This is a genomic window from Bradyrhizobium sp. sGM-13 (assembly GCF_018398875.1).
Taxonomy (GTDB): domain Bacteria; phylum Pseudomonadota; class Alphaproteobacteria; order Rhizobiales; family Xanthobacteraceae; genus Bradyrhizobium.
In genome coordinates this window covers 59,250-86,134 of record NZ_JAGWDK010000024.1, presented here as the reverse complement: position 1 = coordinate 86,134, position 26,885 = coordinate 59,250, and the positions used below count along the sequence as shown (strand labels likewise).

Here is a 26,885-nt window from a genome sequence, read left to right as displayed (position 1 = left end):
CGACAGGTCGAGGGCTATGGAAAGAAGCTTGAGTCAATGACTGGCGAGACTTGGAATTCAGTTGTTGACGTCTATCGAGCTGGCAAATGATGACAGGTCAAGAGTTCAGGAAGGGCCTGTTCGGGGCTCTGCAGCAGCATGGTTTCGCCCGGAGTGGAAGTCTGATGCGGCTTTCGGGAGATGCGGCGATAACCCTCGTTGGAGTCCAGAAGGGCTTTGGCGAACAATGGTTCGTCAATGTGGGCTTCTGGCTGAAGCAACTCGGTCGAGATGAACCCGATCGGATAGAGCAGTCGCATATGTATTTTAGGCTTGAGAAGCTATTTCCGCAGCATAGGGAATTTATTCTAGAAGCAGGCGATCTGGCCGCTGAGGGGCAGCTAAGCGCACATCACAAATTTCTTAGGGTGTTTGTCGATGAAATCGCGGGCGGTCTAAAGCAGCTCGGGACAGCCGAGGGGCTCGTCGACGCATATCACGCGGGTAGATTAACTGCGGGCCTTGTGACGAAGGCAGCCAAGGAGTTGCTAGCGAGAACTACGTAATGCCCTGAATTATCGCCGATCCAGTGCCAGCCAGCGTCACAGTATCGGGCGCGGATCCGCGATAGTGTCATGAACTCTGGCCGCGCAGCTCATCCTTTGCCTACGATTCTACATCGGGATTGTTGAACCAGGAGGTAGTCGAGCCAAACACCTCGGCGCTTCGACTGCAAAGCGACTACGGGTATGACGCCTTTGGCAACAAGAGCGTGACCGTGAGCGGGATTGACAACTAGCCGGCGCAGCCGATCCATTCGGCCGAGGCGTCGTCATCCAGCGTTGCCACTGCGCTCGCGCGCCGCGTCAGCACCGCGCGCTGGTTGATATAGCCCTTGTCGGTGATCTCGCCGCCGTCGACGGACGCGGGTTCGGCCAGCAGCAGCGCGCGCGTTGCGTGACCGGACGAGTTGCCGCTTTGCGCTTTCAGCCTCGCGAGCCCTTGGGCAATCGCAGCACGAACCTTGTCGTGGCCGATTACATCTTTTACGTCGGCGCTGTCGGGCAAGCTGGCATGTGCACGGCAGGCCGCAATATTCGGAAATACCAGGAAGCGAACCTCGTCGCCGCCATGGCCGGTCACGACAATATCCTGCGCCAGCGGCGCCAGAGCAGCGATCCCTGCGACGCGCAAGGTGCCGACGCTGACCCAGGTGCCGGAATTGAGCTTGAAGTCCTCGGCGACGCGGCCGTCGAAGAACAGTCCGAGTTCGGGACGCGCCGGATCGGCAAAGGTCACGGCGTCGCCGATGAGATAAAAGCCCTCTTCGTCGAACGCCTGCGCGGTCAATTCCGGCGCCTTCCAGTAGCCGGGCGTGACATTCGGACCGCGTACCCGCACCTCCAGCTTGTCGCCTGATGGCACCAGCTTCAGTTCGGTGCCCGGGATCGGCACGCCGATATTGCCGGAACGTTTCGCTTGGAAATGGCAATCGGTGGCGAGCGGCGAGGTTTCGGTCGAGCCCCAGGCCGACACCATCGGCAGCGCACGGCCAACCGTCTTGATCGAGAGCTCTTCCAGCGCGTCCCAGAGATTCTGCGGCAATGCTGCGCCGGCGTAGAAGGCGAACTTCACCTCGCTGAAAAACTTCTTGCGCAGTTCGTCGTCGCCGCGCAGCACCGCGATCAGCATGTCAAAACCGCGCGGCACGTTGAAATAGACAGTCGGCATCACGCTGCGCAGATTGGCGAGCGAGGTCGCGAACAGCCCCGGTGCCGGCTTGCCGCCGTCGACATAGAGCGTGCCGCCGTTGCGCAGCACCAGATTGAAATTGTGGTTGGCACCGAAGGTGTGACTCCACGGCAGCCAGTCGAGGATCACGAGATCCTCGCCGATATCTTCGAGGAACGTCCAGGTCTGCGCCTTGGCCTGCTGGCTGGAGGTCAGCATACGCTGGGTATTGATCACGGCCTTCGGCGCGCCGGTCGAGCCCGAGGTGAACAGGAATTTTGCGATTGCGTCCGGCGTGACCGCGGCAAAGGCCTTTTCGACATCAGGCGTTTCCGGCGTTGCCGTGATGGCGCGGAAGGAGATCGCGTCGCCCGCGTCCGCACTGCCGCTGACGATGGTGGCCGAATGCAGCGGCTTGATCGCCGCCAGCGGCGCGGCAAACGGCTTTGTGCCGGAAACATAGATGGCGCCCGGTCCGAGCAGCGTGATCATGCTCTTGAGCTTGTCGAAATCCTTGGACATCAGCGAATAGGCCGGCGAGATCGCGGCCGATGGCACGCCGACATGCTGGGCGGCGAGCGCGAACAGCGCGTGCTCGACGCTGTTGTCGGACAGGATCACCAGCGGGCGCTCGGCGCTCAAGCCTTGCGCCAGAATCCAGGCGGCGGCCGAGCGCACCTGCTTCAACGCATCCTTGTAGGTGACGGTATTCCACGGCGTATCAACGCTGGCGCGATCGGCGAGAAAGATTCGGTCCGGCGCCTGCCGCGCCCAATGCTCCAGCCAGTCGCCGATGCAGCGCGCACTCGGCCGCAGGGGCGCGGTCGACCTCACCAAGATGCTGCCATCGCTCCGGCGATCGGCAACGATCGCGGGCGTCGCGAATAGATTTTGGGAATCGGCACCGCTGATGGCGGCGATGGTCATGGGCTTCCTCCTGCCGCCTCGAAAGGGCTGGCTTGATGCCAATGTTGAGCACAACAATTGTTGTCGTCAACAACAATCTTCCCCTCGGTCGCGGGAAGCGCTAGAAGGGAACGATGGCGAGGAACAGTCAGGCACCAAGAATTGCCAAATCACGCGCTGGTATTCGGCCGCTCCCCGGGCGCGCGCGAAGCGAAAGCGACAACGCGCACAGCGATCTGATGAACGGCGAAATCGGCCTCGACGCGCTGGCGGGCCACGCCGGCTATGCGGTGCGGCGCTTTCAGATCTGGGTTTTCCAGGATTTCATTCGTACGCTCGGCTCCGTCGATATCCGCCCCACGCAGTATTCCGTCATGACGGTGATCGGCGCTAACCCGGGGCTGAGCCAGATGGCTGTTGCAAAACGGCTCGGCATCGAGCGCGCCCGGCTGGTGCACCTCCTGGACAGTCTTGAGCAGCGCGAACTCGTTCGCCGCGTTAAATCCGCCAACGACCGCCGCTCCCACGCGCTACACCTGACCGCGCGCGGCCGGACAGCGCTGGCGCAGTTCAAGCGGCTTGCCGCCGAGCATGAGCGGCATGTGGCCGAGAAGATCGGTAAGGAGAACCGGGAGAAACTGCTGCAGATACTCTCGGACTTCACCTGATCGCGGCCGGGCGTCGCGCCTTGGGCTAGATCGCCTAAATTCTAGGCAGTCGCCGGTAACGACCGGCGCACATGGCATGCGCATTCGGTCCGTAAGCACATGAAATTACGGCTCTATATTTGAGCGCTGGCTCGACTCAGCGGTTGTACACAATGGCACATCGCTTGCTTCAGTCCGGGTAATCTTTAGTCCGGGTAACCTTTGCTCGCTGGAGTTTTGCCGCCATGGAGTCCGACGCGCCTGAAACCGTTGCCGCCATCGTCGCCGCGCACCGCGCCGGCACTATCACCCCGGCGCAAACCGTCGCCCGCAGCTATCAGCGCATCCGTGACCATAATGATCCCGCCGTGTTCATCAGCCTGCGCGACGAGAAGGATGCGGTGGCGGAGGCCGAAGCGCTGGCCTCGAAAGATGCGGCATTGCTTCCGCTGCTTGGCGTCCCGGTTGCAGCCAAGGACAATATCGATGCGCTGGGCTTAGCGACCACGGCCGCCTGCCCGGCCTTTTCCTATTCGCCCACGCAGGATTCCACGGCAGTCGCAAAACTGCGCGCGGCCGGTGCCATCATCATCGGCAAGACCAATCTCGACCAGTTCGCGACCGGCCTGGTCGGCGTCCGCTCGCCCTATGGCATTCCCGTCAATCCGATCCGCGCCGATCTCGTGCCGGGTGGGTCGAGTTCGGGCTCGGCAGTCGCGGTTTCCGCCGGCCTCGTGCCGCTGGCGCTCGGCACCGACACCGCAGGCAGCGGCCGCGTGCCGGCGATGCTCAACAACATCGTAGGACTGAAGCCGAGCCTCGGGCTGATCTCCAACGCCGGGCTGGTCCCGGCCTGCCGCACGCTGGACTGCATTTCTGTGTTCTCGCTCACCGTCGACGATGCGATGACCGCGCTGGCTGCGATGGCGGGCGCCGACAGTGCCGATCCGTTTTCGCGCGACCGGCCGCTAGGACCGATGTCGATATTTCCCGAAAAACTCCGGCTCGGGGTGCCGCGCAATGGCCAATTGATCTTCTTCGGCGACGCGGCTTGCGAGAAAGCCTATGACGAGGCGCTCAAGCACTGGACGGCGCTCGGCGCCACGCTGGTCGAATTCGACCTCGAACCGTTTTATGAAACCGCGCGGCTGCTCTACGAGGGGCCGTGGGTCGCCGAGCGATACCTTGTCATCCGCGACCTCCTCACATCCTCGCCGGATTCGATTCATCCGGTGACCCGCAAAATCACCGCCGCCGGCGCGCGGCTGACCGCCGCTGACACCTTTGCCTCACTCTATCGGCTGCAGGCGCTGCGGCGCACAGCCGAGCGGACCTTTACTCATTTCGACGCGATGGTGCTGCCGACGGCGCCGACTGCCTATTCGACCGCGCAGGTGCTGGCCGATCCGATCGAGCTCAACAGCCGGCTCGGCACCTACACCAATTTTGTGAATTTGCTCGATCTCTGCGGACTTGCGCTGCCGGCCGCGATGCGGCCCGACGGCATCCCGTTCGGCATCACGCTATTGGCGCCCTCGGGACGCGACCCACAGCTCGCCAGCATCGGCCGCGTGTTTCATGCCGACACCCAACTGAAAATGGGAGCCAAGGGGCTGATGCAGCCGCCGCTCGCTTCGTTGCCGGCAGCCGCGAGCGGCGATGAAATCACCCTCGCAGTGGTCGGCGCGCATCTCTCCGGCATGGCGCTCAATGGCGAGCTGCAGGCGTTCGGTGGACGCCTGATCGAGGCGGCCACGACCGCGCCGGACTACAAGCTCTACGCGCTCGACACCGTGCCGCCGAAACCCGGCATGCTGCGCGTGGAGCAAGGCGCAGGCAATTCGATCAAGCTCGAGCTTTGGGCGCTGTCGGCGACAGCATTCGGCAAATTCGTAGCCGCAATCCCGCCGCCGCTCGGGATCGGCACGATCCGGCTCGCCGACGGAAGGGGCGTAAAGGGATTTCTGGTCGAGCCTGCCGCGATCGACGGCGCGCGCGATATTTCATCCTATGGCGGCTGGCGCGCTTTCATGGCGGAGAAGACGGCTGTATAAGCCGTCATCTCGTAGGGTGGGCAAAGCGAAGCGTGCCCACCATCAAATGCAGCAGCGGAAAGATGGTGGGCACGGCGCTTGAGCGCCTTTGCCCACCCTACCGGTCTTGCGCAAGCGGCGAAGCCCTACACCGACACCGCGTAGATCTCGTACTCCCCGCGCACCAGTTCGATATGCGCGCGCATCGCGGCCGCAGCGCCCGCCTTGTCGCCGCGCATGATCGCGACCACGACGCGGTCGTGCTCGGCGTGCGATTTTGCCAGCCGCCCGAGATTGCGGAATTGGGCGCGGCGGAATGGCTGCACGCGCACCCTTGTGGCCAGCGTCATCTCGGCGATGTAGCTGTTCTGCGAACCGGCATAGATCGCGTTGTGAAAGCGCTCGTTGACCGCGTGAAAGCGTTCGGGATTGCCAGCATGGCTCAGCACCCGCAATTCTTCATGGATCGCCTCCAGCTTCTGACGGTCCCCCGGCGGCATCCGTTCGGCCGCAAGGCCTGCGCACAATGCTTCCAGCTCCGCCATCGCTTCGAACATTTCGGTCAGGCGGTCCAGCGAGGGCTGCGCCACCACCGCGCCGCGATGGGCCCGCGCCTCCACCAGGCCGCTCGCCACGAGCTGTCGCAACGCTTCGCGCACCGGCGTGCGCGACACGGCAAAGCGCCGGGCGATATCGGTCTCATCAAGCGCCGATCCAGGCGGCAGCACGCCGCGCACGATCTCATCGGCAAGCTGCAGCCGCAGTTCTTCCGCGCGCGTGACCTTGTCCCGCTGCGGCGAAGGGCGATCGACACGGCGAACCGTGGCTTCCGGCCGATCTTCCAGACTCATGCCTTTTGATCCGTTTGCTTGGAAGACTTTTGCTCAGAAGATTTGGGCTCGTCGATGATGCTGACATGGGCCGCTACGATCTTCCAACCTTGGGGAAACCGTATCCAGGTTTGCATCTGCCGCCCGACCTTTCCGGGTGCGCCGTCGCGATAGAACAGCGTGGAGGCAACGGCGGTATCGCGGCCATAGGTCGTGATCACCGTCTTGTCGGTTCGCCGCATCAGCCCGACCGGCGAGCGCGCGGCGCGGAACGCCATGATGGCGTCGTAGCCGTAGAGATTTTCGCCGATGCCATAGCGCAGCGTGCGGGGATCGTTGCGGAACAATTCGTCCAGCACCGCGACGTCGTTCGACACCAGTGCCTTTTCGTAGCGTGCAAACTGCGCGGTGACTTCGGCCACTACCTCGGGCAGATCGATCTCCATCACGATAATCCTCTCGGCGCAGGTGCCGCGGCGGCGCCCATCCGATCCAGTGCATGCGCAACCCGCAAGGCGATATCTTCCCGCCACGGCGCGGCGATGATCTGGACGCCGATCGGCATCGGCTCCAGCGGTACCGGCACCGCCACTACGGGCAGGCCGATGAACGAGATCGGCTGGGTGTGGATGCCGATATTGGCGCGCACCGGTAGTTCGACGCCGTCGAGCGTAAAGGTTACCTGGCCGAGCTTGGGCGCGATGCAGGGCGTCGCCGGTGCGATGATCACGTCCACCGATTGGAACAGCTCCAACACCCTTGCCCGAAACCAGCGGCGAAATTTCTGCGCGCGGTCGACCAGCGGCGCCGGGACCATCGCGCCCGCAATCAGGCGGTCGCGCACCGCGGGATCGAAATCGTTCGGACGCTGGCGCAGGCGATCGAGATGCAGTGACGCGCCCTCCGTCGTGGTGATGACGTAAGCCGCGGCGCGGGCGCGCGCGGCTTCGGGAATTTCGACCGTCTTGGTCGCGTTCAGCGCCTTGGCGATGCGCGCCACGGCCTCGACCGCTTCCGGAAAGACGTTCTTCTGAAAATACCCGCCGGCTACCGCGACCCGCAGGCCGTCGACGCCTTTCGCCAATAGCGGCGCAACCGGTTCGACCGGCCGTGTCGTGCAAGCGGCGTCGTCGGCGTCGGGGCCCTGCATGGCATCATAGGCCAGCGCGAGATCGCCGACATTACGCGCCAAGGGACCCAGATGATCGAGGCTTGCGACAAAGGGAAACGAGCGGGCGCGCGACAGCCGGCCATAGGTCGGCTTCAGGCCGAAGACGCCGCAGAACGACGACGGCACGCGGATCGATCCATTGGTGTCCGACCCCAACGCGATCGGAACGAGCGCACCGCCGACCGCACTGCCAGAGCCGCCCGACGAACCGCCCGTCATCCGCGTCGGATCGTGCGGATTGCAAGACGGGCCGTCATGCACATTCTCTCCGGTGAAGTCATAGGCGTATTCGCCCATGTTGAGCGCGCCGACCAGCACGGCGCCGGCCGCTTCCATGCGCTCGATCAGCGTGGCGTCGCGCGGTGACGGGGCGAGATCGCGGTTGATCTTCGATCCGGCGCGGGTGGCGAGACCCTTCACGTCGAACAGGTTCTTCACCGCGAAGGGAACGCCGGCGAGCGGACCGACCTTCTGACCGGCGGCGACGGCGGCACCGACCGCACGGGCTTTCGCGCGCGCGCGATCGGCGGTGATGTCGGTAAACGAGTTCAGCACGGAATCATATTTGGCGATTCGCGCCAGTGCGGCTTCGGTCGCGTCGATTGCGGACAGCTTGCCGCCTGCGACGGCCTGCGCGATTTGTTGGGCCGATAGCCCGTCACTGTTCACGGTCATGGCCTTATCACGCTGTGTAGACGCTGGCCGGCTCGGTCTCGTCCGGCAGCGGGAATTCGTCGACCAGCCGCGCCAGCCTCAGTGACACTTCGAGATTCGCCCGCACGGCGGGACGCCAGGCTTCTTCGACCGGCAGCGCCAGCGCCTTGGCGACGGCATCGATGTAATTGTCCAGGGGATTCTCAGTCGTCATGGCTCTCTCCCTCTTGGTCATCGCCCGGCTTGACCGGGCGATCCAGTACCCACCGGCATCGGTGAGTACTGGATGCCCGCCTTCGCGGGGCATGACAAACTAAACAGGCAACGGCGGATGCGGGATCGCCGTCAGCAATTCCTTGGTGTAGGCGTCCTGCGGATCGCCGAGCACGCGTTCGGATGGACCCTGCTCGACGATTCGCCCCGTCCGCATCACGATGACACGATCGCAAAGCAGACGCACCACATTCAGATCGTGCGACACGAACAAATAGCTCATGCCCATCGACGCTTTCAGATCCTGCAGCAGATTGAGCACGACGGCCTGCACGGAGACGTCGAGCGCCGCCGTCGGCTCGTCAAGGATCACGAGTTTCGGATGCAGCGCGATCGCGCGCGCGATGCCGACGCGGGCTTTTTGGCCGCCGGACAATTGATGCGGGAAACGATCGAGCAGATCTACGGGCAGGCCGACCAGACCGGCGAGCTTCTCGCAGCGGGCGCGCAGCGCGTTGCGCCCCCTGATGTCGCCGAGCTGCAGAAGCGGATCGGCAATGGCGTGTGCCGCCGTGAAGCGCGGGTTGAGGCTGTCGGTCGGATCCTGGAACACCATCTGGATGCTCTTGCGTAGCGGCAGCCGCGCAAAGGCCTGCGGCAGGATGGCGCCGATCTCCTCGCCATCGAAGACGATGCGGCCGGAGGTCTGGTCCAATAGCCGCATCACCATCATCGACGTCGTCGATTTGCCGCAGCCGGACTCGCCGACGAGGCCAACGCTCTCGCCGTGGCCGACGGTGAAGCTGATGCCATCAACGGCGCGGAAGACTTCCGCCTCCACCGGCGGCTTGCGGGAGAACAGTTTTGACAGCACCGCGCCTGCGCCCTGACGCGGATACTCTTTCACCAGCTTTTCGACGAGGAGGAGGGGTTTCTGCTCCCTCTCCCCGCCTGCGGGGTGAGGGGCTGTTTCAGCGAGCGCAGTCTGCGGAGAGTCCCCCTCACCCGCCGCGCTTCGCGCCATAGCCGAGGCTTCGCCTCGGCGTTCTTCAAGTACGGCCGCCGAAGGCAGCCTATGCTCTCCCCGCGTGCGGGGAGAGGCAGAGACCGCCGCCTCGTCTTCGGGAAGCAGATCCCGCAACGACACGCCGATCCGCGGAGTCGCGCGCATCAGCTTCTTGGTGTAGGCGTGCTCGGGCTTTGCAAAGATGTCCGCCGACTTCGCGGTCTCCACCACTCGGCCCTTCTCCATCACCACCACGCGGTCGCAGTAGGCGGCGGCGAGGCCTAGATCGTGCGTGATCAGGATCGTCGACATGTGCCGCCGCTTCGTCAGCTCGACGATCAGATCCATCACCGCCTTCTGCGTCGTGACGTCGAGTCCCGTCGTCGGTTCGTCCGCGATCAAAAGCTGCGGATTGCAGGCCAGTGCCAGCGCGATCACGACGCGCTGGCACATGCCGCCGGAAAGCTCGAACGGATAGGCATGATAGCGCTCGCGCGGGCGGGCAATCTTGACCTGCTCCAGCGCCTCGATCGCCTTCTCGCCGCGATCGCTGGCTGCGCTCTGCACATGCTGGCGCAGCACGTCCTCGATCTGGTCGCCGACTTTCCGGATCGGGTTCAGCGCCGCGCGCGGGTTCTGGAAAATCATCGAGATTTCGCGGCCGCGCAGATCGCGCATCTCGTTTTCGCTCGCGGCCTTGACGTCGATGCCGGAAAACATCACCGAGCCGTCGGCGATCCTGCCGGCGCGGTCGAGGATCCGCATCACGGCATAGGATGTCACCGACTTGCCGGAGCCGGATTCGCCGACGATGCCGAGCGTCTCGCCCTTGCCGACTGAGATGTTGACGTGCTGTACCGCCTTGACGATGCCGCGCCGGGTGGTGAATTCGACGGTGAGGTCGTGGACGTCGAGCAGAGGCTGGGCCGTCATGACGACCTCCGCAAAAATCTCGAAAACAACCCCATGCAAAGTAGAACGGTCAGCACCCCTGTCGCATCCCCCTTGCGCGGGCCGAGCCGAGCAGATCTTGAACCAGCCATCACGTCCTCCGCTGCGGATCGACGATGTCACGCAGGCCGTCGCCGAGCAAATTGAAGCAGAACACCGCGATCATCAGCGCCAGGCCCGGAAACAGCGCGATCCACCATTCGCCCGACACCATGAAGGTGGCGCCTTCCGCGACCATGATGCCCCATTCCGCCGTCGGCGGTCGCACGCCAAGGCCGATGAAGGAAAGTCCGGCGGCGTTGAGAATGGCGTAGCCCATTGTCAGCGACATCTGCACGATCATGATCGGCATGATGTTGGGCAGGATGTGCACCAGGAGAATCCGCATCTCGCCATTGCCTGACAGCCGTGCCGCCTGCACGAAGCCGGCGTTGCGGCGTACGTTGGCTTCGGCGCGGGCGACGCGGGCATAGAGCGGAAAGTTCACGATCGCGGTGGCGATAATGATGTTCTGCACGGTATTGCCGAGTGCCGCCACGATGCCCATTGCCAGCACGAACAGCGGAAACGCCATGATGGTGTCAGCAATGCGTCCGACGATGCGGTCGGTCCAGCCGCCGAAATAGCCGGCGGCGATGCCAGCCAGTCCGCCCATCAGGAACACCAGCGCCACCGAGGCGACTGCAATGAAGGTATCGAGCCTTGTGGCGACGATGACGCGGCTGAAGATATCGCGGCCCAATTGGTCAGTGCCGAACCAGTGCGCCGCCGACGGCGGTTTCAGCGCCGCGGCGGTATCGCTGGCGAGCGGATCGTAGGGAACGATGTAGGGGCCGAAGATCGCGGCAAACAGGATGATGACGAGCAAGCCGAAAGCAAAGGCGGTGACACGGTTCTCGCCGAGCACGTAGCTGATATGCTCGAACATCGCTGCCAAACCCGAGGTGCGGGCGGGAGCAGCAGGTTCAGCGGCAGGCGCAACGCTACTCATGTCCAACCTCACCCCTCAAGCCGCACGCGTGGATCGATCACGCCGTAGAGAATGTCGATGACCAGATTGAGCAGCACGTACATGACCGCCATGGTCAGCACGAAACCCTGCACCGGCGCGAAGTCCGACGAGATCAGCGCTTCCACCGCGTAGGAGCCGATGCCGGGCCAGGCGAACACCTTCTCGACCAGCACGTTGGCCCCGAGCAGAAACGAGAACACCATGCTGAGCGTGGTGATGACGGGCAGCATCGCGTTGCGGAACGCGTAGGTGACGATCACGGTCGACGGAGAAAGCCCGCTGGCGCGCGCGGTGCGGACGAAGTCGGAGGCCAGCACCGCCAGCATCGAGGCTCGCGTCATGCGCGCAATCGGCGCCAGCGAGAAGATCGCCAGCGTTGCCGCCGGCAGGATGAGCTGGCTCAGCGCCGAGCGAAACGTCTCGAACTCGCGCGCGATCAGGGCGTCGATGAGATAGAGACCGGTCACGGTCGGCGGCGCGCTGTAGAACACGTCGAGCCGGCCGAGCGGCGCCGGCGACCAGCCGAGCCTGAAATAGAACACGTAGACCAGCACGAGGCCAGTAAAGAACACCGGCAGCGATACGCCGGCTGTCGTGGTGACGCGGCACAGGTGATCGATCCACGAGCCCGGGCGGGTCGCGGCGAGAACGCCGAGCGGGATCGCGATTGTGATCGAGACGATGAGGCCGAGCAGCGTCAGTTCGGCGGACGCCGGCAGGCGGTTGCGGATTTCGGTGGCGACCGGCTGGCCTGTCGTCAGCGAGTTGCCGAAATCGCCATGCGCGAGATCGTTGGTGTAGCGGAAGAACTGCTCGATCAACGGCTTGTCGAAGCCGAGTTTTTTGCGGATCTGCTCGATCGCTTCTTTGCTCGCCGCGGGCCCGGCGAAATAGGCGGCGGGGTCTCCCGGCAGCGCGCGCGTCAGCAGGAACGTGACGATCACGACCCCGATGAGCGAAGGAATCGCAAACATCAGCCGCTTGCCGATCATGGTCAGCATGATCGGCTCCCGGCGATGGAAGAAGGCGCTGCCACACGCACTGCTCGGAGTGAGAGACCGGTGCGTCCCTCACTGGATGGAGAGACAGTGGAGCAAGCCAGTGTTTCACTCGCACGCAGCATGACAATTCACGCCTTCACCAGCGCGCGGTAATCCAGCCTCCGGTGGAACCAGTATTGATAGCCGGATACGTTCTTCTGCATCGCGACGTTGACGTAGGGCTGATACAGCGGAATGCGCGGGATGTCCTTGAAGGCGAGGTCGACGAAGCCTTTGACGTCGGCATCGTACTTTGCGGCGTTGCCGATTGCCGCGGCGTCGACGGCGCCGTGGATGAATTCGTCCATCGCCTTCGACTGGTAGCTCATGGTGTTGAAGATCGAATTCTTGCCGTCGTAGCACCAGATGAAGAAATATTCGGGATAGTCGAGCCAGCCGGAGAACACGTTGGTGTAGAGCGGCAGCACCTTCTTGTTCAGTTCGGTGCGCCAGTTGGCGCCGGGGATCTTGTTGATCGTGGTCTTGATGCCGATTTGCGCCAGGCTCTCCTGCACCAGAATGCAGAGCGGCTCGTTGACGCCGGCGAAGCCTAAGTCGAACGACAGCGTGGTCTCAAAACCGTTGGGGTGGCCGGCTTCCGCCAGCAATGCCTTGGCTTTTGCGATATCGGTGACGTATTTGGTCGGCTGCGGCCAGGCCACCTCAGTCGCCTTGTCGGCTGCGGCGCCGAACATCGGCTTGGCCAGGCCGAACAGCACCGCATCCATGATCTTCTGATAGGGAATCGCGCAGGCGACGGCCTCGCGGACCTTGACGTTGTCGAACGGCGCGATCTTGACGTTCATGCCGATATACTGGACGCCGTTGGAATACGGCACCGATACGATATTGAGCTTGCCGCTGTCCTTCAGCTCGACGAAATCCTTGTTCGGCAGATCGTAGGAGATGTCGGCATCGCCGCGCTCCAGCAATGCGCGGCGGTTGCCGGCCTGCGGCACCATGCGCCAGATCACGCGCTTGACCTTCGGCAGGGGACCGCCGGCCCACGCGTCGTTGCGCTCCATGATGACTTCGGTGCCGGCCGTCCACTTCACCACCTTGTAGGCGCCGGAGCCCGCGGTCTGCTGCTTGGTGTATTCGAGACCCCATGGATCCTTCTCGGTGGCGCTCTTCTTCACCAGTTCGGAATTGACGATGCAGGGCACGATGACCGCGAGATCGGGGATGGTGAGGCGGTCCTTCTTGGCGAAATCGATCCGCACCGTGCTGTCGTCGACGACGACGAACTGCTCGGTCTTGGTCAGCGAGCCCGCGCCCATCTGGAACGTCGGAAAGCCGCCGACGCTGACAGCGCGATCCAGCGACCATTTGACGTCCTTCGCCGTGACCGGCGCGCCGTCATGGAATTTCGCGTTCTTCTTCAATTTGAAGGTCACCGACATGTCGCCGACATTCATGTCTTCGGCGAGCTCGGGCTTGAACTTGTCGCGGTCGTAATACGGCACGCCGCCCGGACCGCTCTTCATCTCGTGGCTGATCAGGCGGTCGTAGCAATTCCACGACACCTCATAGCCGGGCACGTTGGTGCCGACGCCGTGAATGTCGAGATTGTTGGGGCCGCTTTCGGAGACGATGAGCAGCGTTTCCGACCGCGCTTGCGCCTTGGCGGAGGACCAGACCGCCGGGGCCGGCGTGAGCGCGCCGGCAGCCGCAAGCCCCGACACGGATTTGAGGAAATCGCGACGCTTCATGGGTGATGCTCCAACGCCCGAGGGGAAAACGGCTTTGGAGCTGGAATCGCAAGGTTCGTGCCAATGCCTAAGGAAAGCTTACTTTCACACCAAACTTATTGATATTGCTGGTGAATGCATCCGAAGCGAATCGGCGTCCGGGATACGGCACAGCGATGGATTGCATACAAAGATACATACTTGCTCATAAAATGAGCAGAAATCCTGTGCGCCGCGTTGCTGGGCGACGCTCAGATTGGCCAGAGCAGATCCTGCAATTCGCAGAGGTTAGTGGCCCTCTCCTGCCACCCCTCGATGCAGATCTTCCTGAGGTCGCTGGCCCGGTGCAGCAGCATCAGCACCATCAGCCGCCGCTTCAGGTCACGATTGATATCCGCGGCTGAATATCCAAAACCCTCGAACAGGCTTCGCACCCGCCGCGGCATGCCTGCGGTCATGAAGGCGCTGGGGCCAAGCAGGTCATACTCGCGCCTGCCCGTCATCACGTCGCCGAAATCGATCAGCCCCGCGAGATGCCAACCCGGACCGCTGCGGCTCAGCAGGAAGTTCTCCGGAATGTATTCGCCGGTCAGGATCACCGCTGGCCCCTCCAGCGCGACGAGCGAGCTCGCATCGCGCAGCAAATCGTCCAAGCCGTCGAGAAATTTCTGCGGCAATCCGAGACGCGCGTGCCGGGCGCGGCATCCCTCGATCTGTCCACGCATGAAGATGTCCCAGCCCGGCTCGACCGAGGCGAGCGGTCCAACGGCGACGCGCTGCACCTCGGCGATGGTCTCGCCAACTTCGGCAAGCACGCGCTCCTTGTCCGCTTCCGGCAGCGATGGCCAGGCATCCGCGCCCAACACGCCTGACAGCCGCGTGATGACGAGATATGGCCAGCCATCGCGCTCGCCTTCGACGACGATTTCGGGAATCGCGACACGAAGCCGTCCGCGAAGCTGCGCGAGCGCGCCACGTTCCGAAACGAATTGGGCGCGAAGAAATGGCGGGAAGATTTTGAGGATGAGCTTTTCGTCGAGGGCAATGACGAGATTGGTGCCGGTGGAGAAGACGTGCGGCGCTGCGCACGCCAGGCCATGGCCGCGGGCGATATCGCGCGCGATCGGCAGCCATTGCGCCGGATCGGCGCGAAAGGCACGGAAGGGCTCGTAGTCTGTGAATGTCGGTAGTGATGCGGTCATGCGGGCACTGAACCTTGTTTGTCGTCATTGCGGGCCAACGGGGCGCATTCACGCGACCCGTTGGCCCGCGATGACGGCGATGAGATTACCGATCCGGATTGGCCCGCTCGAACTGGCGCAGCAGGCGGTTGCCGCGCTCGACGGCTGCGTCGAGTGCTGCTTGCGCAGTGCGCTTGCCGCCGAAGACGTGCTCCAGCTCGTCCTCGATGGCGTCGCGGATCAGCACAAAGGAGCCGAGCCGGATTCCCTTCGAATGCTCGGTCGGCGGCTTTAGGGTCATCTGCTCGATTCCGATCGCAGTGCCCGGATTGCGATCGTAGAATCCCTGCGTGCGGGTGAGATCGAAAGCGGCGCGGGTGATCGGCAGATAACCAGTGTTCTGGTGCCAGGCGGCCTGAACCTCGGGCTTGGAGAGATAGGCGAAGAACCGCGCCACCCCGGAATATTCGGCGCGCGGCCGGTCGCGCAGCACCCATAGCGTGGCGCCACCGAGGATCGAGTTTTGCGGGGCGCCGGCGATATCGGGCCGGTATGGGATCATGCCGTAGCCGATCTCGAATTTGGAATTGGCCTTGATGTCGGCGCGTGTCCCGGAAGAGCCGATGAAGATGGCGCATTCGCCCTTTTGAAAGCGCGGCTCGGCCAATTCCCCGCGGCCGCCATAGTCGAAAACTTTCGTCGCCTGCCACTCCGCGAGTTGCGCGATGTGCCGAACCACGTCCGGATTGTTGAAGGTCAGCTCGGCATCGAGACCGCCAAAGCCGTTGCCCCGGGTCGCCAGCGGCAGACTGTGGAAGGCGGAAAAATTCTCGACATGGACCCAAGACGGCCAGGATGTGGTGAGCCCGCAGGGCGAGCCGGCCGCACGCAGGCGCTTCGCCGCGGCGCCGACCTCGACCCAGGTCTTCGGCGCCACCTCAGGGTCGAGGCCCGCGGCGCGGAACAGATCCTTGTTGTAGTAGAGGATCGGGGTCGAGACATTGAACGGGAACGAGAGCATGTTGCCGGCGACGTCGGAATAATAGCCGGTTATGGCCGGCAGATAGGCCTCCGGCGAGAACGGCTCTGACTGGTCGCGCATCAATTCGAACACCGGATAGATCGCGCCTTTTGCCGCCATCATGGTTGCGGTGGCGATCTCGTTGACCTGCACGATGGCCGGCTGGCTTCGCGATCGGAATGCGAAGATCGCCGCCGTCACCGTCGCGGTGTAGTTGCCCTTGTAGGTCGGCACGATCCGGTAGTCGGACTGCGATGCATTGAAATCGGCCGCCAGCTTCTCGAGCTGCTTGCCGAGTTCCCCCGACATCGCGTGCCACCACATGATCTCGGTGGCGGCGTGGGCGGGGGACGCAAGCGCCGTGGCGGCGAGCGCTGCGAGTTGCAAGAACCTCAAGGCCGATTTCACCGGTGATCACCCTGCTCTGCCGCGCGAGCGATGTACCCGTTCGCCGCGCCCTCATAAATCCGTGCGACCGCGGTTTCAATCCGCCGGCATCACTGCAATGCACAATTAAAGATTGCAGCCGGCGCATCAGGATAACCCCAGGATAGGCCCCGCACCGCCATGCTACCAATAGCCAAGCATCGGCAAATTCTGCTAAAATTGCGTTGAACCTTTTCTCCCCGCTGCAGACTCCATCTCTAAGGGGATTTGTCGCCTGTGTATCGCCGCGCCAACTTTTCGCGGACCTTGGTGCTTGTTGTCGCGCTGTTGCTTACGGCGGTTTCAACGGGCATTTTTGCGCGCGGATTCCCTGCCGCCGATCCCCGAAACGACAGGCATCGGGTCGAAATGTTCCATTCCCGCCCGTTCGGCGCGGAACAGGACCGTCCCGGACAGACCTGGACCGGAGCGATGGATCTCCACCGTACCAACGTTGCATTGATCGGGACGGTGGCGCCGTTATTGGTCGGGCGCCTTCGCAGAGTGGAGTGGATTTGACCGGCGCGCCGCAACAGCAGCGACCAGCGCAACGGCCGGCGAGCCTCGCCGCGCGCGGGCGCTTTCGCGTCGTCCAATGGCTCCGCGCGGTGCCGATCCGATGGCGGATTCTGTCGATCGCGGGATTGAACTCCGCCGTCGTCATGGTGCTCGCCGTCTTGATCTGGAACGGCGCCAACGTGCTGGGCTCTGCGTGGGACGACGTCCGGCAGGTGCGGGAGTCAGACAAGATCCTGGCGCACCTCGAAAGCGAAACCAGCCGGCTGCAGAACCTGATCCACCGCTACATCAACCAGCCGAGCCCTGAGCTGTTCGCCGAGATCCTGCTGCTGCGCGAGGCCGTGCTGGGCACGCTCACAACGCGCGCCTCGAACGACCCGATGCTATCGGGATCAGTCGAGCGGCTCGAACAGGTCACCGACCGTTTCCTCAACGGCTTCGGCGAATTGCGCGCGGTGCAGGCCACCATCACCAAGACCTATGAGCAGCAGGTGCTGGGACCGGCCCGGGAAATGGCCGGGCTGTATTCGATCATCGAAGGCGCCACCGGACATCGCGACGCGCAGATCTGGCCCGCGCTCGGCAGATCGCGCGAGGCGTTTACGGCCATGCTGGTTGCCGCCAACGCATATTACCTGTCGCCCGCTTCAGGCTCCGCCGAGGACGCCCGCAGGAATACCGAGACGATCGAGAAGACCATCCCGGTGATGACCGATCTGGCAGATAATGATTTGCAGCGCATGGCGCTCACGAGGTTGCAGGCCCGGACCGTGGCGCTGCGCGAGGGCATGGCCAAACTGACCGAACAACTCGCGGTCCGGACCGAACTGTTGCGCAATACCATCGATGCCAGCCAGGCCGAGGCTATTGCTGTTATCGACGAGCTATCGGACAAGATGCGCCAGCGCGAGCAAAAGGCGCAGGAGACGTTTGACAAGACGCTGTCAGGCATCTCGCGCCGGGTGCTGTCGATCGCCGTGATGTTCCTCGGCATCATCCTTTCCGCCGGCGTCTTGATCGCGCTCTCGATCCGTCTGCCGCTGCAGCAGATCCTGGCGGCGATGCATGCAATCACGTCGGGAAATTACGATCGCCGCGTGCAGGGCACCACGGCCAGGGACGAAGTCGGCGCCATGGCGCGTGCGGTGGACGTCTTCCGCGAAAACGCCATCGCCAAGCGCAAGACCGAGGACGAACTGCGCGCCTCGAAGGAAAGAGCCGAGAGCGCGCTGCTCGAGCTCAACACCGCGCAGCAGAACCTGATTGACGCCGAGCGGCTGGCGGCGCTCGGCGGGCTAGTCGCCGGCGTCGCCCATGAGGTGAACAACCCGATCGGCATCAGCCTTACGGTGGCGTCGAGCTTTGCGCGCCGGGCTGAAACCTTCGAGTCAGAGTTGCGGACCGAGCCGCTCCGTCGCTCCAAGCTCGACGAGTTCGTCAAGAGCTCGCGCGACGCAGCAGGGCAACTGGTGGCGAACCTGCACCGCGCCGGCGAGCTGATCCAGTCGTTCAAGCAGGTGGCGGTCGACCGCTCGCACGCCGAGCGCCGGCAATTCAACCTGAGCGAGGCCACCGACCAGATCGTCGCGAGCTTAAGGCCGGTGTTGAAGAAGGCGGCGATCACGCTGTCGGTCGAGGTGCCGGAAGGGCTCGTCATCGATGGCTACCCCGGCTCCTACGGCCAGATATTAACCAATCTTTTCCTCAATGCCGCCAATCATGCCTTTGCCGACGGCCGCTCCGGCGCGATCGCGATCTCGGCCCGGGCGCGCGGCAGCGACGATGTCGAGATTATTTTTGCCGATAACGGGGCCGGAATGACGCCGGACGTGCAACGGCAGGCATTCGACCCGTTCTTTACGACGCGCCGCAACGAAGGCGGCACCGGACTGGGCTTGCATATCGTCTATAATCTTGTCACTCAACAGCTCGGCGGCCGGATGATGCTGGAGTCAAGGCTGGGACAAGGCACCACCTTCCGCATTATCATGCCGAAAGTCGCCAAAGGCGTATCCACTGGCGGATCCACGAGTACAGACCAGACAGCAGCCGACGGAACCTCGCAATGGCCGAACAGGACGATGTCCTCCACCTGATCGACGATACCGGAATGGCTCCGGAGGACTCGTCCGCGCGCAAGTGGAAGATCGCCGTCATCGACGACGATGCCGCCGTGCACGAGGGTACGCGCTTTGCGCTCAGCGACTACAGTCTCAACGGCGCGACCCTGGAGATCCTGTCGGCCTATTCCGCGGCCGAAGGCCGCATCTTGATGCGCGACAATCCGGACGTCGCGGCCGTGCTGCTCGACGTCATCATGGAGACCGACGTCGCGGGCCTGGAGCTGGTCGAATACATCCGCAACGAGATCAAGAACGAAACCGTCCGCATCATCCTGCGCACCGGCCAGCCCGGGCAGGCGCCCGAGCGCCGCGTCATCGTCCAGTACGACATCAACGACTACAAGGCCAAGACCGAGCTGACAGCCGACAAGCTGTTCACCTCGCTGACCGCGGCGCTGCGCAGCTACCAGCAGCTCGAGCGCATGGTGCAGACAAGGCGCGGGCTTGAAATCATTATCGACGCCGCCTCGACCCTCTACGACTTCAAATCGATGCAGCGGCTGGCGGAAGGCGTGCTGACGCAGCTCGCCTCGCTGCTCAATGTCGACTGCGCCGGCATTCTGGTGCTGCGCGACGACGGCGCCCCGGGGAGCGAATTCTCGGTGCTGGCGGGCTCGGGCTGTTACAGCCGGTTCATCGGCACGACCAGCTCCAAGGCGCTGGATCCGGATTTGCGGCAAATGGTGGAGGCCGCCTTCCAGCGCCGCAAGAACGAATTCGCCGATCACCGCAGCGTGCTGTATTTGCGCACCGGCAGCGGCCGCGAAGTGGTGGTGCTGTTGCAGGCCGAGCGCCAGCTTTCCGACACCGACCGCGCGCTGGTCGAGATTTTCTCCAGCCGGCTGTCGATCGCGTTCGACAACGTCATCCTCTACCGCCAACTGCATGAGGCCAACACCCAGCTCGAAGACCGCGTCGCCCAGCGCACCCGCGCGCTGATGCAGGCCAACCGCCGCCTTTCGGCGCAGTGGCTGCGGCTGCAGCGCGCCAACGGCTTCAAGAACGAAATTCTCGGCACCGTGGCGCACGATTTGAAGAACCCGCTCGGCGTGATCCTCGGCCGCACCGAGATGTTGACCGAATTGATCGGCGCGGGCTCGCCGAAGGAGAACGTCACCGCGCAGGTCGAGCATATCAGGGATGCCACCAAACGCCTGACCTCGATGGTCGATCACCTGATTTCGGATGCGATGGCGGATGCCTTCGACATCACCATCCGCCGCGAGCCGGTCGATGTCGCCGCGCTCGTCACCGAGGTCGCCGATTCCAACCTGCCCTCGGCCGTGAACAAGCAGCAGGCCGTCACGGTATCAGCCCCGCCGAACATCGTTACCATGTGCGACGCCGACCGGATCCGCGAGGCGATCGACAACCTCGTCAGCAACGCCATCAAATATTCGCCGATCGGCGGCAAGATCACGGTCACTGTGAGCCATGAAGGCAGCGACACGGTGATTCGCATCGCCGACCAGGGCGCCGGCCTTTCGCCGGAGGATCTCGGCCGGCTGTTCGGCCGCTTCCAGCGGCTCTCGGCCAAGCCGACCGCCGGCGAAAGCTCGACCGGCCTCGGCCTGTCGATCGTCAAACGTATTATCGACATGCATGGCGGCCATGTGACTGCGGAAAGTGCCGGACCCGGGCAGGGATCGACATTTACGGTTACACTGCCTGCGACAGTGACGACATGACCCAGAGCCCGCATATCTTCATCGTCGACGACGAGGCGCCGGCCCGCGAGATGGTCGGCGATTACCTCAAGATGCACGGCTTCGGCGTCACCTTGTGCGACGGCGGAAAGAGCCTGCGCAAGGAGATCGAGAACGCCGTGCCCGACCTCGTCGTGCTCGACCTCAACATGCCCGAGGAAGACGGGCTTTCGATCATTCGCGACCTCAAGAGCCGCATCAACGTCCCCGTCATCATGCTGACGGCGACCGCGAGCCCGATCGACCGTGTCGTCGGCCTCGAACTCGGCGCCGACGACTACATCGCAAAGCCCTGCGAGCTGCGCGAACTGATGGCGCGCATCCGCTCGGTGCTTCGCCGCAGCACGCCGCCCAAGGCGGCGACGCCCGAGCCCGCGACGGCCAAGGCGGAGAAGGAACAACTGGTGCGGTTCGGCACCAAATGGCTCGACCTCGAAGCCCAGGCGCTCCGCGACGACGAAGGCAACGAGCATCCGCTGACGGCTTCCGAATTCGGCCTCTTGAAAGTGTTCGCGGCGAATCCGAAGCGGGTGTTGTCGCGCGAGCGGCTGTTGGAGTTGGCAAATGCGCGCGACGCCGAAGCCTTCGACCGCGCCGTCGATCTGCGCATCATGCGTATCCGCCGCAAGATCGAAATCGATCCCACCAAGCCCGCCGTGATCCGCACCATCCGCGGTGGTGGCTACCTGTTCTCGCCGACGGGTGAGAAGAGCTGAGCGCTCTAGGTCGTCCCTGCGAACGCAGGGACCCATAACCACAGGCGTCCGCAATTCGCCTGGCTGGGGCTCCAGCGTATTTCGACAATCAACTTCGGTGGTGATGGGTCCCGGATCGCGCCCGCTACGCTCGCTTGTCCGGGACGACGGGATTTGTTCCGGGGACCCAAATCTCATCTCTTCCAATTTTCCGCATATTGAAATTACTGGCCTTTTATCCCCGAATGTTTCGTCACGGGCCCTGCGACGAAACATTTCTCTCCCGCACGAAACCATTTTCCCCTTTTCGAGCAGACATCCCGAAACGGAGGCTCATTAACAATTCTCCCAACGGAACGCCGCACCTCGTGGCGCAATGGGAGCCTGTCATGTCGAACGTCATCGCCATCAACGCCGCAGCCAAGAAGTCGATTGCCGCCGCCCGCGCGACATCGGACGAAATGCTGCTGCAGAGTATTGCCAAGGGCGACCGCACGGCGATGCATGTGCTTTACTCCCGCCATAACGTCCGGGTTTACCGCTTCGTGCTGCGCATGGTGCGCGACACCACGATGGCCGAAGACCTCGTCAGCCAGGTGTTCCTCGACGTGTGGCGGACCGCCACCCAGTTCGAGGGCCGCTCGCAGGTTTCGACCTGGCTGCTGTCGATCGCCCGCTTCAAGGCGCTGACCGCGCTGCGCCAGCGCAAGCATGAGGACATCGAGCAGGACGACGTGCTGGAGATCGCCGATGAGGCCGACACGCCGGAAGCCTCGCTTGACCGCAACAACACCAGCGCCATCCTGCGCGCCTGCGTCGCCAAGCTGTCGCCGGCGCATCGCGAGATCATCAACCTGGTCTACTACCACGAGAAGTCCGTGGAAGAGGCCGGCGCGATCATCGGTATCCCCCAGAGCACGGTGAAGACCCGCATGTTCTATGCCCGCAAACAATTGGCCGAGTTGCTTAAGGGCGCCGGCGTGGACAGCATCGCCGCCTAAAGATAAGCGATTTCAGATAGTTAGATTGGAGTTAGGGACACAAAAACGGGCGGTTTCGACGGACAAAGATTACTTCCGACGAAACAAATGAAACATTTCACAACATCACCCGGAAAAACTCACCCCCTATACCGATCATCACCGACGCCAACGCCGAACAGGAGAGCGAACTTGCTGAAGCCGTCCTTCCGCTTTTTCATCGTCCCGCTCGGCGCCGTCGCTACGCTAGCCACCCTGTCGGCCCAGAACCTCCAGCCTCGCGCTCAGCGCGACACCGGTTCGACGTTCGTGCGCGAACAGGTGGTCGATTGCGGCACCAAAAGTCCCAAGGAGGTCTGTGTGATCTCCTACGACAGCGAGACCCCCCGCTGAATTCTTACCACCTCCCAAGCTACAGACTCCCAAGCGACCTCCAACGACCCGGCCGGGATGCCCCCCAGCCGGGTCGCTCTGCTTTGGAGGATCGCTGAACGCAATTTTGCGGCGAGTAGCTCCTCGCGAATAATCTGCCGCGATGGGCTACTCTCGCCTGCCGTATTTCAGCCGTACACTTAGCCGCTTACGTGACCACGTCGGTCATGATGCTTGCCGCCGTCGATGGTTGCTGCGACTAACGAGAATGAAGTCAGGCTACGCAAGGGCACGTCGCTTAACGAGCGGCTCGCTCTCGCAGGCGCTGCCGTAATCCTGTGTTTGGTTGCCTTGCCTGGCCTTGGCCACCTGCCGAACGAACATTGGCTTGGCATCGCCGCCCTTTTTGCACTGCTGTTCGGATGCCTCCTGCTCGGCGCAGCTCTACTTGATCGCAATGTCGTCTGGATCATTACAGCAGGCGAAATCCTGATCGGCGAACAGCGTCCATTCGGGAAGTTGCACAAAAAACTGATCAGGTACGATGAAATTTCGGGGATGCACCTTCGAAAGAACAGCGGAAGATCAATCGAGTTCAGCCTCGTATTTGAGACCGAATCGGGAGATTTGCTTACCTCGCCTCCCCTGCCTGATATCACCCAGGTGCACCAGACCACCGTCCACATTGCCCGGCTGCTTCGGCTTCCTGATCCCGAACCGGCCGAGAACCCGCTCGACGCCGTCAATGCCGGGATACGACTAGGCAAGCCGGTCAATCCCAAAAGGGTACGAGGACTCAAGGTTCTCTCCGTGCTGCTCGCCGGCACACTGAGCCTTCCACCCATCTATGCACTGTGGAGCGGCAAATTGTCCGCCCTCGGGATCGCCGTCTGGTCGCTCGGCGCGATCGTGACCTTCATGCTGCTCAGATATCTGCATCGAATAAGTGCATGCTGGATCGCCCACGATGGCGCGATCAGGATCGAACGGCTTTCATGGAAAGGCACAACGGAGGTGGAGACGATCGGCGGTGACGATGTCGAGGCCATCGACGTGGAGAGCGGCGGTCGCAAGGATAGCCTCTACGTAATCACAATTCGACTTCGCACGGGAAAGAAAATCCGCAGCCCACCGCTGGCCGGCAAGGATCAGACGCACGCCGTACAGGCCGAGATCATTCGGCGGCTGAGACTAAACTCATCGGGTGATGCCTAGGCTTGCACGCCTGTTCCGCGCGGCATGCAGGTACAATCGTCGCATCGGGCGTGGTAAGGGTACACGTCTGGTCCGGAGGCAATTTTCGAAAAAGATTGCGGCCGGCGAAACTAGCGACGGGTGGTGTCGATGTTCGAAGGCTGGGATGCGGTCGTATTGGCCCGGGCGCAGTTTGCTTTCACGATGTCGTTCCACATCATATTTCCCGCCTTCTCGATCGGGCTCGCCAGCTATCTCGCCGTGCTCGAAGCGCTGTGGCTCGCGACCGGGCGCGAGGTCTACATCAACCTGTTCAATTATTGGCTGAAGATTTTCGCCGTCGCCTTCGCGATGGGCGTGGTGTCGGGCATCGTGATGTCCTACCAGTTCGGCACCAACTGGTCGGCCTTTTCCGACAAGACCGGCCCGGTGATCGGACCGTTGATGGCCTATGAGGTGCTCACCGCATTCTTCCTCGAAGCAGGTTTCCTCGGTGTGATGCTGTTCGGCCTGAACCGCGTCGGTCCAAAACTGCATTTTCTGGCGACACTGATGGTCGCGGTCGGCACGCTGATTTCGGCGTTCTGGATTCTGTCGGCCAATTCCTGGATGCAGACGCCGGCCGGCCACACCGTCAATGAGGCCGGTCAGTTCATCGCCGCCGACTGGCTGAAAGTGATCTTCAATCCGTCGTTCCCATACCGCCTCGTGCACATGGTGCTGGCGGCGTATCTGACCACGGCGCTGGTGGTCGGCGCGGTCGGTGCCTGGCACCTGTTGCGCGATCGGCACCTCGCCGGCCCGCGCGTGATGTTTTCGATGGCGATGTGGATGGCGACGCTGGTGGCGCCGATTCAGATCATCGCCGGGGATCAGCACGGACTCAACACGCTGGAGCACCAGCCGGTGAAGATCATGGCGATGGAGGGCCACTTCGAGAGCCATAAGCACGGCGCGCCCCTGATCCTGTTCGGCCTGCCCAATCAGAGCGCCGGAAGGGTCGACTATGCGGTCGAAGTGCCGAAATTGGGTTCGCTGATTCTAAAACACTCGACGGAAGCGCCGATGGCCGGCCTCGACACGGTCCCGCGCGAAAACTGGCCGCCGGTCGTGATCACGTTCTGGTCGTTCCGGATCATGGTGGGCATGGGATTGCTCATGCTGGCGCTTGGCATGTTCAGCCTGTTGATGCGTATTCAGGGCAAGCTCTACGATTCCCGGCTGTTGCATAGGTTCGCGGTCGCAATGGCCCCCGCGGGCTTCATCGCCGTGCTCGCGGGCTGGATCACCACCGAAGTCGGCCGCCAGCCGTTCACGGTCTATGGATTGCTGCGCACGGTTGAATCCGCCTCGCCGCTGGCAGCACCGGCCGTCGCCTCCTCGCTGATCGCCTTCATCATCGTCTATTTCGCGGTGTTCGCCGCCGGCGTGATCTACCTGCTGCGCCTGATGGCGGCGCCGCCGCATCCGGGCGAGGAGGGACCATCGCACGAGGCGCCGATCCGCACCGCCGGCATCACGCCGGCGGCCCAGGGGGTCAGCTCATGAACATCGCGGTCGACCTCGCTACCGTCTGGGCATTCATCATCGCCTTTGCCGTATTCGTTTATGTCGTGATGGACGGCTTCGATCTCGGGCTCGGCATTCTGTTTCCGCTGTTTCCGGAGAAGCGCGACCGCGACGTCATCATGAACAGCGTCGCCCCGGTGTGGGACGGCAACGAAACCTGGCTGGTGCTCGGCGGCGGCGGGCTGATGGCGGCGTTTCCGCTGGCCTATGCGGTGCTGATGCCGGCGCTGTACACGCCGATGATCGTGATGCTGCTCGGCCTGGTGTTCCGCGGCGTCGCCTTCGAATTTCGCTGGCGGACGACAGCCGCACGCAACCGCTGGGACATCGCCTTTTTCGGCGGGTCGTTGCTGGCGACGCTGGCGCAGGGCATCGCGCTCGGCGCCATCCTGCAGGGCGTGCATGTCGAGGGGCGGCACTATGCCGGCGGCTGGTGGGACTGGCTGACGCCGTTCAGCATTCTGACCGGCGTGTCGCTGGTGATCGGCTATGCGCTGTTAGGGGCGACATGGCTGGTCATGAAGACGGAAGGCGAGCTGCGCGACCGCGCCTATCACCTGAGCTGGGTCCTGTTGCTCGCGATGCTCGGGGCCATCGCCGCGGTCAGCATCGCGACGCCGTTCCTCCATATACAGTACACCGAGCGCTGGTTCGCCTGGCCGAACGTCCTCATGACGGCACAGGTACCGATTTCGGTTGCTGTAGTGACCGCCCTGTTGCTGCGCAGTCTCGCCAACAAATACGACTACCAGCCGTTCTTCCTGACGCTGGCGTTGTTCGCGCTGTCCTATGCCGGCCTCGGCATCAGCATGTATCCTTACATCGTGCCGCAGAGCATCACGATCTGGCAGGCGGCGGCGCCGGAAAACAGCCAGCTCTTCATGCTGGTCGGCGTCGCCGGGCTGATCCCGCTGATCCTCGGCTATACCGCCTGGGCCTATTGGGTGTTCCGCGGCAAGGTCAAACCCGAGAGTGGATACCATTGAAGCCCAACGAGCCGGCCCCTCGCCCTCTCATGCAGCGCCTGCTGTGGTTTGCCGCGCTCTGGCTCGGCGGCGTCGGCACCGTCGCGCTGATTTCGTTTTGCCTTCGGCTCTGGATCGCGCCGAAATAAGGCAGGCGGGATATCCCATGAATTTGGTGGACGACGAAAATGGACGACATTTCAGTCATGTATCCGCCGCATTCGCCCTAAACTTGCCATCAAGCCGGCCCTGAGATTTGATGGTTCCGCT

Annotated in this window: 23 protein-coding genes; 12 read left to right on the top strand and 11 right to left on the bottom strand. The window is 63.1% G+C overall.

Annotation, left to right across the window (positions count from 1 at the left end; translation table 11 throughout):
• Positions 1-86: 86 nt before the first annotated feature.
• Positions 87-545: a DUF4304 domain-containing protein gene (locus KJQ96_RS28890; protein ID WP_213289766.1), complete on the top strand. Its 459-nt coding sequence runs from the start codon at positions 87-89 to the stop codon at positions 543-545.
• 229 nt (positions 546-774) lie between these two features.
• Here the strand turns inward: KJQ96_RS28890 and KJQ96_RS28885 are convergent, their stop codons facing one another.
• The gene (locus KJQ96_RS28885; RefSeq protein ID WP_213289765.1) at positions 775-2,637 is read right to left on the bottom strand and encodes a feruloyl-CoA synthase; all 1,863 of its coding nucleotides are present in this window, start codon (positions 2,635-2,637) and stop codon (positions 775-777) included.
• A gap of 218 nt (positions 2,638-2,855) precedes the next feature.
• On the opposite strand from KJQ96_RS28885, the gene KJQ96_RS28880 reads away from it, so the two are divergent.
• On the top strand, positions 2,856-3,284 hold the full coding sequence (locus KJQ96_RS28880; RefSeq protein WP_249734644.1) for a MarR family winged helix-turn-helix transcriptional regulator: 429 nt from the start codon (positions 2,856-2,858) through the stop codon (positions 3,282-3,284).
• Positions 3,285-3,508: 224 nt separating this feature from the next.
• Positions 3,509-5,317, top strand: coding sequence for an allophanate hydrolase (gene atzF / locus KJQ96_RS28875; protein ID WP_213289763.1), 1,809 nt, complete (start codon positions 3,509-3,511; stop codon positions 5,315-5,317).
• A 125-nt stretch (positions 5,318-5,442) separates the two neighbouring features.
• Here the strand turns inward: atzF and KJQ96_RS28870 are convergent, their stop codons facing one another.
• From KJQ96_RS28870 to ugpB, 10 genes are all read right to left on the bottom strand, one after another.
• A complete protein-coding gene (locus KJQ96_RS28870) occupies positions 5,443-6,147 on the bottom strand; it encodes a GntR family transcriptional regulator (RefSeq protein ID WP_213289762.1) in 705 nt (234 codons plus the stop codon).
• A complete protein-coding gene (gene hpxZ / locus KJQ96_RS28865; protein WP_213289761.1) occupies positions 6,144-6,572 on the bottom strand; it encodes an oxalurate catabolism protein HpxZ in 429 nt (142 codons plus the stop codon). Before hpxZ ends, KJQ96_RS28870 begins: the two co-directional genes overlap by 4 nt.
• On the bottom strand, positions 6,572-7,972 hold the full coding sequence (locus KJQ96_RS28860) for an AtzE family amidohydrolase (RefSeq protein ID WP_213289760.1): 1,401 nt from the start codon (positions 7,970-7,972) through the stop codon (positions 6,572-6,574). The genes hpxZ and KJQ96_RS28860 overlap by 1 nt, the downstream gene beginning before the upstream one ends.
• A 7-nt stretch (positions 7,973-7,979) precedes the next feature.
• The gene (locus tag KJQ96_RS28855) at positions 7,980-8,165 is read right to left on the bottom strand and encodes a DUF4089 domain-containing protein (RefSeq protein WP_213289759.1); all 186 of its coding nucleotides are present in this window, start codon (positions 8,163-8,165) and stop codon (positions 7,980-7,982) included.
• Positions 8,166-8,264: 99 nt separating this feature from the next.
• Entirely contained in the window at positions 8,265-10,103 is a 1,839-nt protein-coding gene (locus KJQ96_RS28850; protein ID WP_213289758.1) for an ABC transporter ATP-binding protein, read from the bottom strand.
• Between the two features lie 109 nt (positions 10,104-10,212).
• On the bottom strand, positions 10,213-11,112 hold the full coding sequence (locus KJQ96_RS28845) for an ABC transporter permease (protein ID WP_213289757.1): 900 nt from the start codon (positions 11,110-11,112) through the stop codon (positions 10,213-10,215).
• Between the two features lie 8 nt (positions 11,113-11,120).
• Positions 11,121-12,134: an ABC transporter permease gene (locus KJQ96_RS28840; protein ID WP_213289756.1), complete on the bottom strand. Its 1,014-nt coding sequence runs from the start codon at positions 12,132-12,134 to the stop codon at positions 11,121-11,123.
• Between the two features lie 128 nt (positions 12,135-12,262).
• Entirely contained in the window at positions 12,263-13,885 is a 1,623-nt protein-coding gene (locus tag KJQ96_RS28835) for an ABC transporter substrate-binding protein (RefSeq protein ID WP_213289755.1), read from the bottom strand.
• A gap of 230 nt (positions 13,886-14,115) precedes the next feature.
• Positions 14,116-15,066 (bottom strand): phosphotransferase, encoded by a 951-nt coding sequence (locus KJQ96_RS28830; RefSeq protein ID WP_213289754.1) that lies wholly within the window; start codon positions 15,064-15,066, stop codon positions 14,116-14,118.
• A gap of 85 nt (positions 15,067-15,151) precedes the next feature.
• Positions 15,152-16,462 (bottom strand): sn-glycerol-3-phosphate ABC transporter substrate-binding protein UgpB, encoded by a 1,311-nt coding sequence (gene ugpB, locus KJQ96_RS28825; protein ID WP_249734642.1) that lies wholly within the window; start codon positions 16,460-16,462, stop codon positions 15,152-15,154.
• A gap of 638 nt (positions 16,463-17,100) precedes the next feature.
• Between ugpB and KJQ96_RS28820 the strand changes: the two genes are divergently transcribed.
• The 9 genes from KJQ96_RS28820 (at position 17,101) to KJQ96_RS40500 (ending at position 26,764) form a co-directional block, all read left to right on the top strand.
• A complete protein-coding gene (locus KJQ96_RS28820) occupies positions 17,101-19,107 on the top strand; it encodes a HAMP domain-containing sensor histidine kinase (RefSeq protein WP_213289785.1) in 2,007 nt (668 codons plus the stop codon).
• Positions 19,077-20,822 carry a DUF3369 domain-containing protein gene (locus KJQ96_RS28815; protein ID WP_213289752.1) on the top strand — a complete coding sequence of 582 codons (1,746 nt, stop codon included), beginning with the start codon at positions 19,077-19,079 and terminating at the stop codon, positions 20,820-20,822. The genes KJQ96_RS28820 and KJQ96_RS28815 overlap by 31 nt, the downstream gene beginning before the upstream one ends.
• Positions 20,819-21,556, top strand: coding sequence for a response regulator (locus KJQ96_RS28810; RefSeq protein ID WP_213289751.1), 738 nt, complete (start codon positions 20,819-20,821; stop codon positions 21,554-21,556). Before KJQ96_RS28815 ends, KJQ96_RS28810 begins: the two co-directional genes overlap by 4 nt.
• Positions 21,557-21,924: 368 nt before the next feature.
• The gene (locus KJQ96_RS28805; RefSeq protein ID WP_028351895.1) at positions 21,925-22,536 is read left to right on the top strand and encodes a sigma-70 family RNA polymerase sigma factor; all 612 of its coding nucleotides are present in this window, start codon (positions 21,925-21,927) and stop codon (positions 22,534-22,536) included.
• 171 nt (positions 22,537-22,707) lie between these two features.
• Positions 22,708-22,908 carry a hypothetical protein gene (locus KJQ96_RS28800; protein WP_213289750.1) on the top strand — a complete coding sequence of 67 codons (201 nt, stop codon included), beginning with the start codon at positions 22,708-22,710 and terminating at the stop codon, positions 22,906-22,908.
• Positions 22,909-23,121: 213 nt separating this feature from the next.
• The gene (locus KJQ96_RS28795) at positions 23,122-24,102 is read left to right on the top strand and encodes a hypothetical protein (protein ID WP_213289749.1); all 981 of its coding nucleotides are present in this window, start codon (positions 23,122-23,124) and stop codon (positions 24,100-24,102) included.
• A 129-nt stretch (positions 24,103-24,231) separates the two neighbouring features.
• Positions 24,232-25,629: a cytochrome ubiquinol oxidase subunit I gene (locus tag KJQ96_RS28790; RefSeq protein ID WP_213289748.1), complete on the top strand. Its 1,398-nt coding sequence runs from the start codon at positions 24,232-24,234 to the stop codon at positions 25,627-25,629.
• Complete coding sequence (gene cydB / locus KJQ96_RS28785; protein ID WP_249734640.1) at positions 25,626-26,636, top strand: cytochrome d ubiquinol oxidase subunit II; 1,011 nt, start codon at positions 25,626-25,628, stop codon at positions 26,634-26,636. Before KJQ96_RS28790 ends, cydB begins: the two co-directional genes overlap by 4 nt.
• Before the next feature lie 29 nt (positions 26,637-26,665).
• On the top strand, positions 26,666-26,764 hold the full coding sequence (locus tag KJQ96_RS40500) for a DUF2474 domain-containing protein (protein WP_197427214.1): 99 nt from the start codon (positions 26,666-26,668) through the stop codon (positions 26,762-26,764).
• The last annotated feature ends 121 nt before the right edge of the window (positions 26,765-26,885 follow it).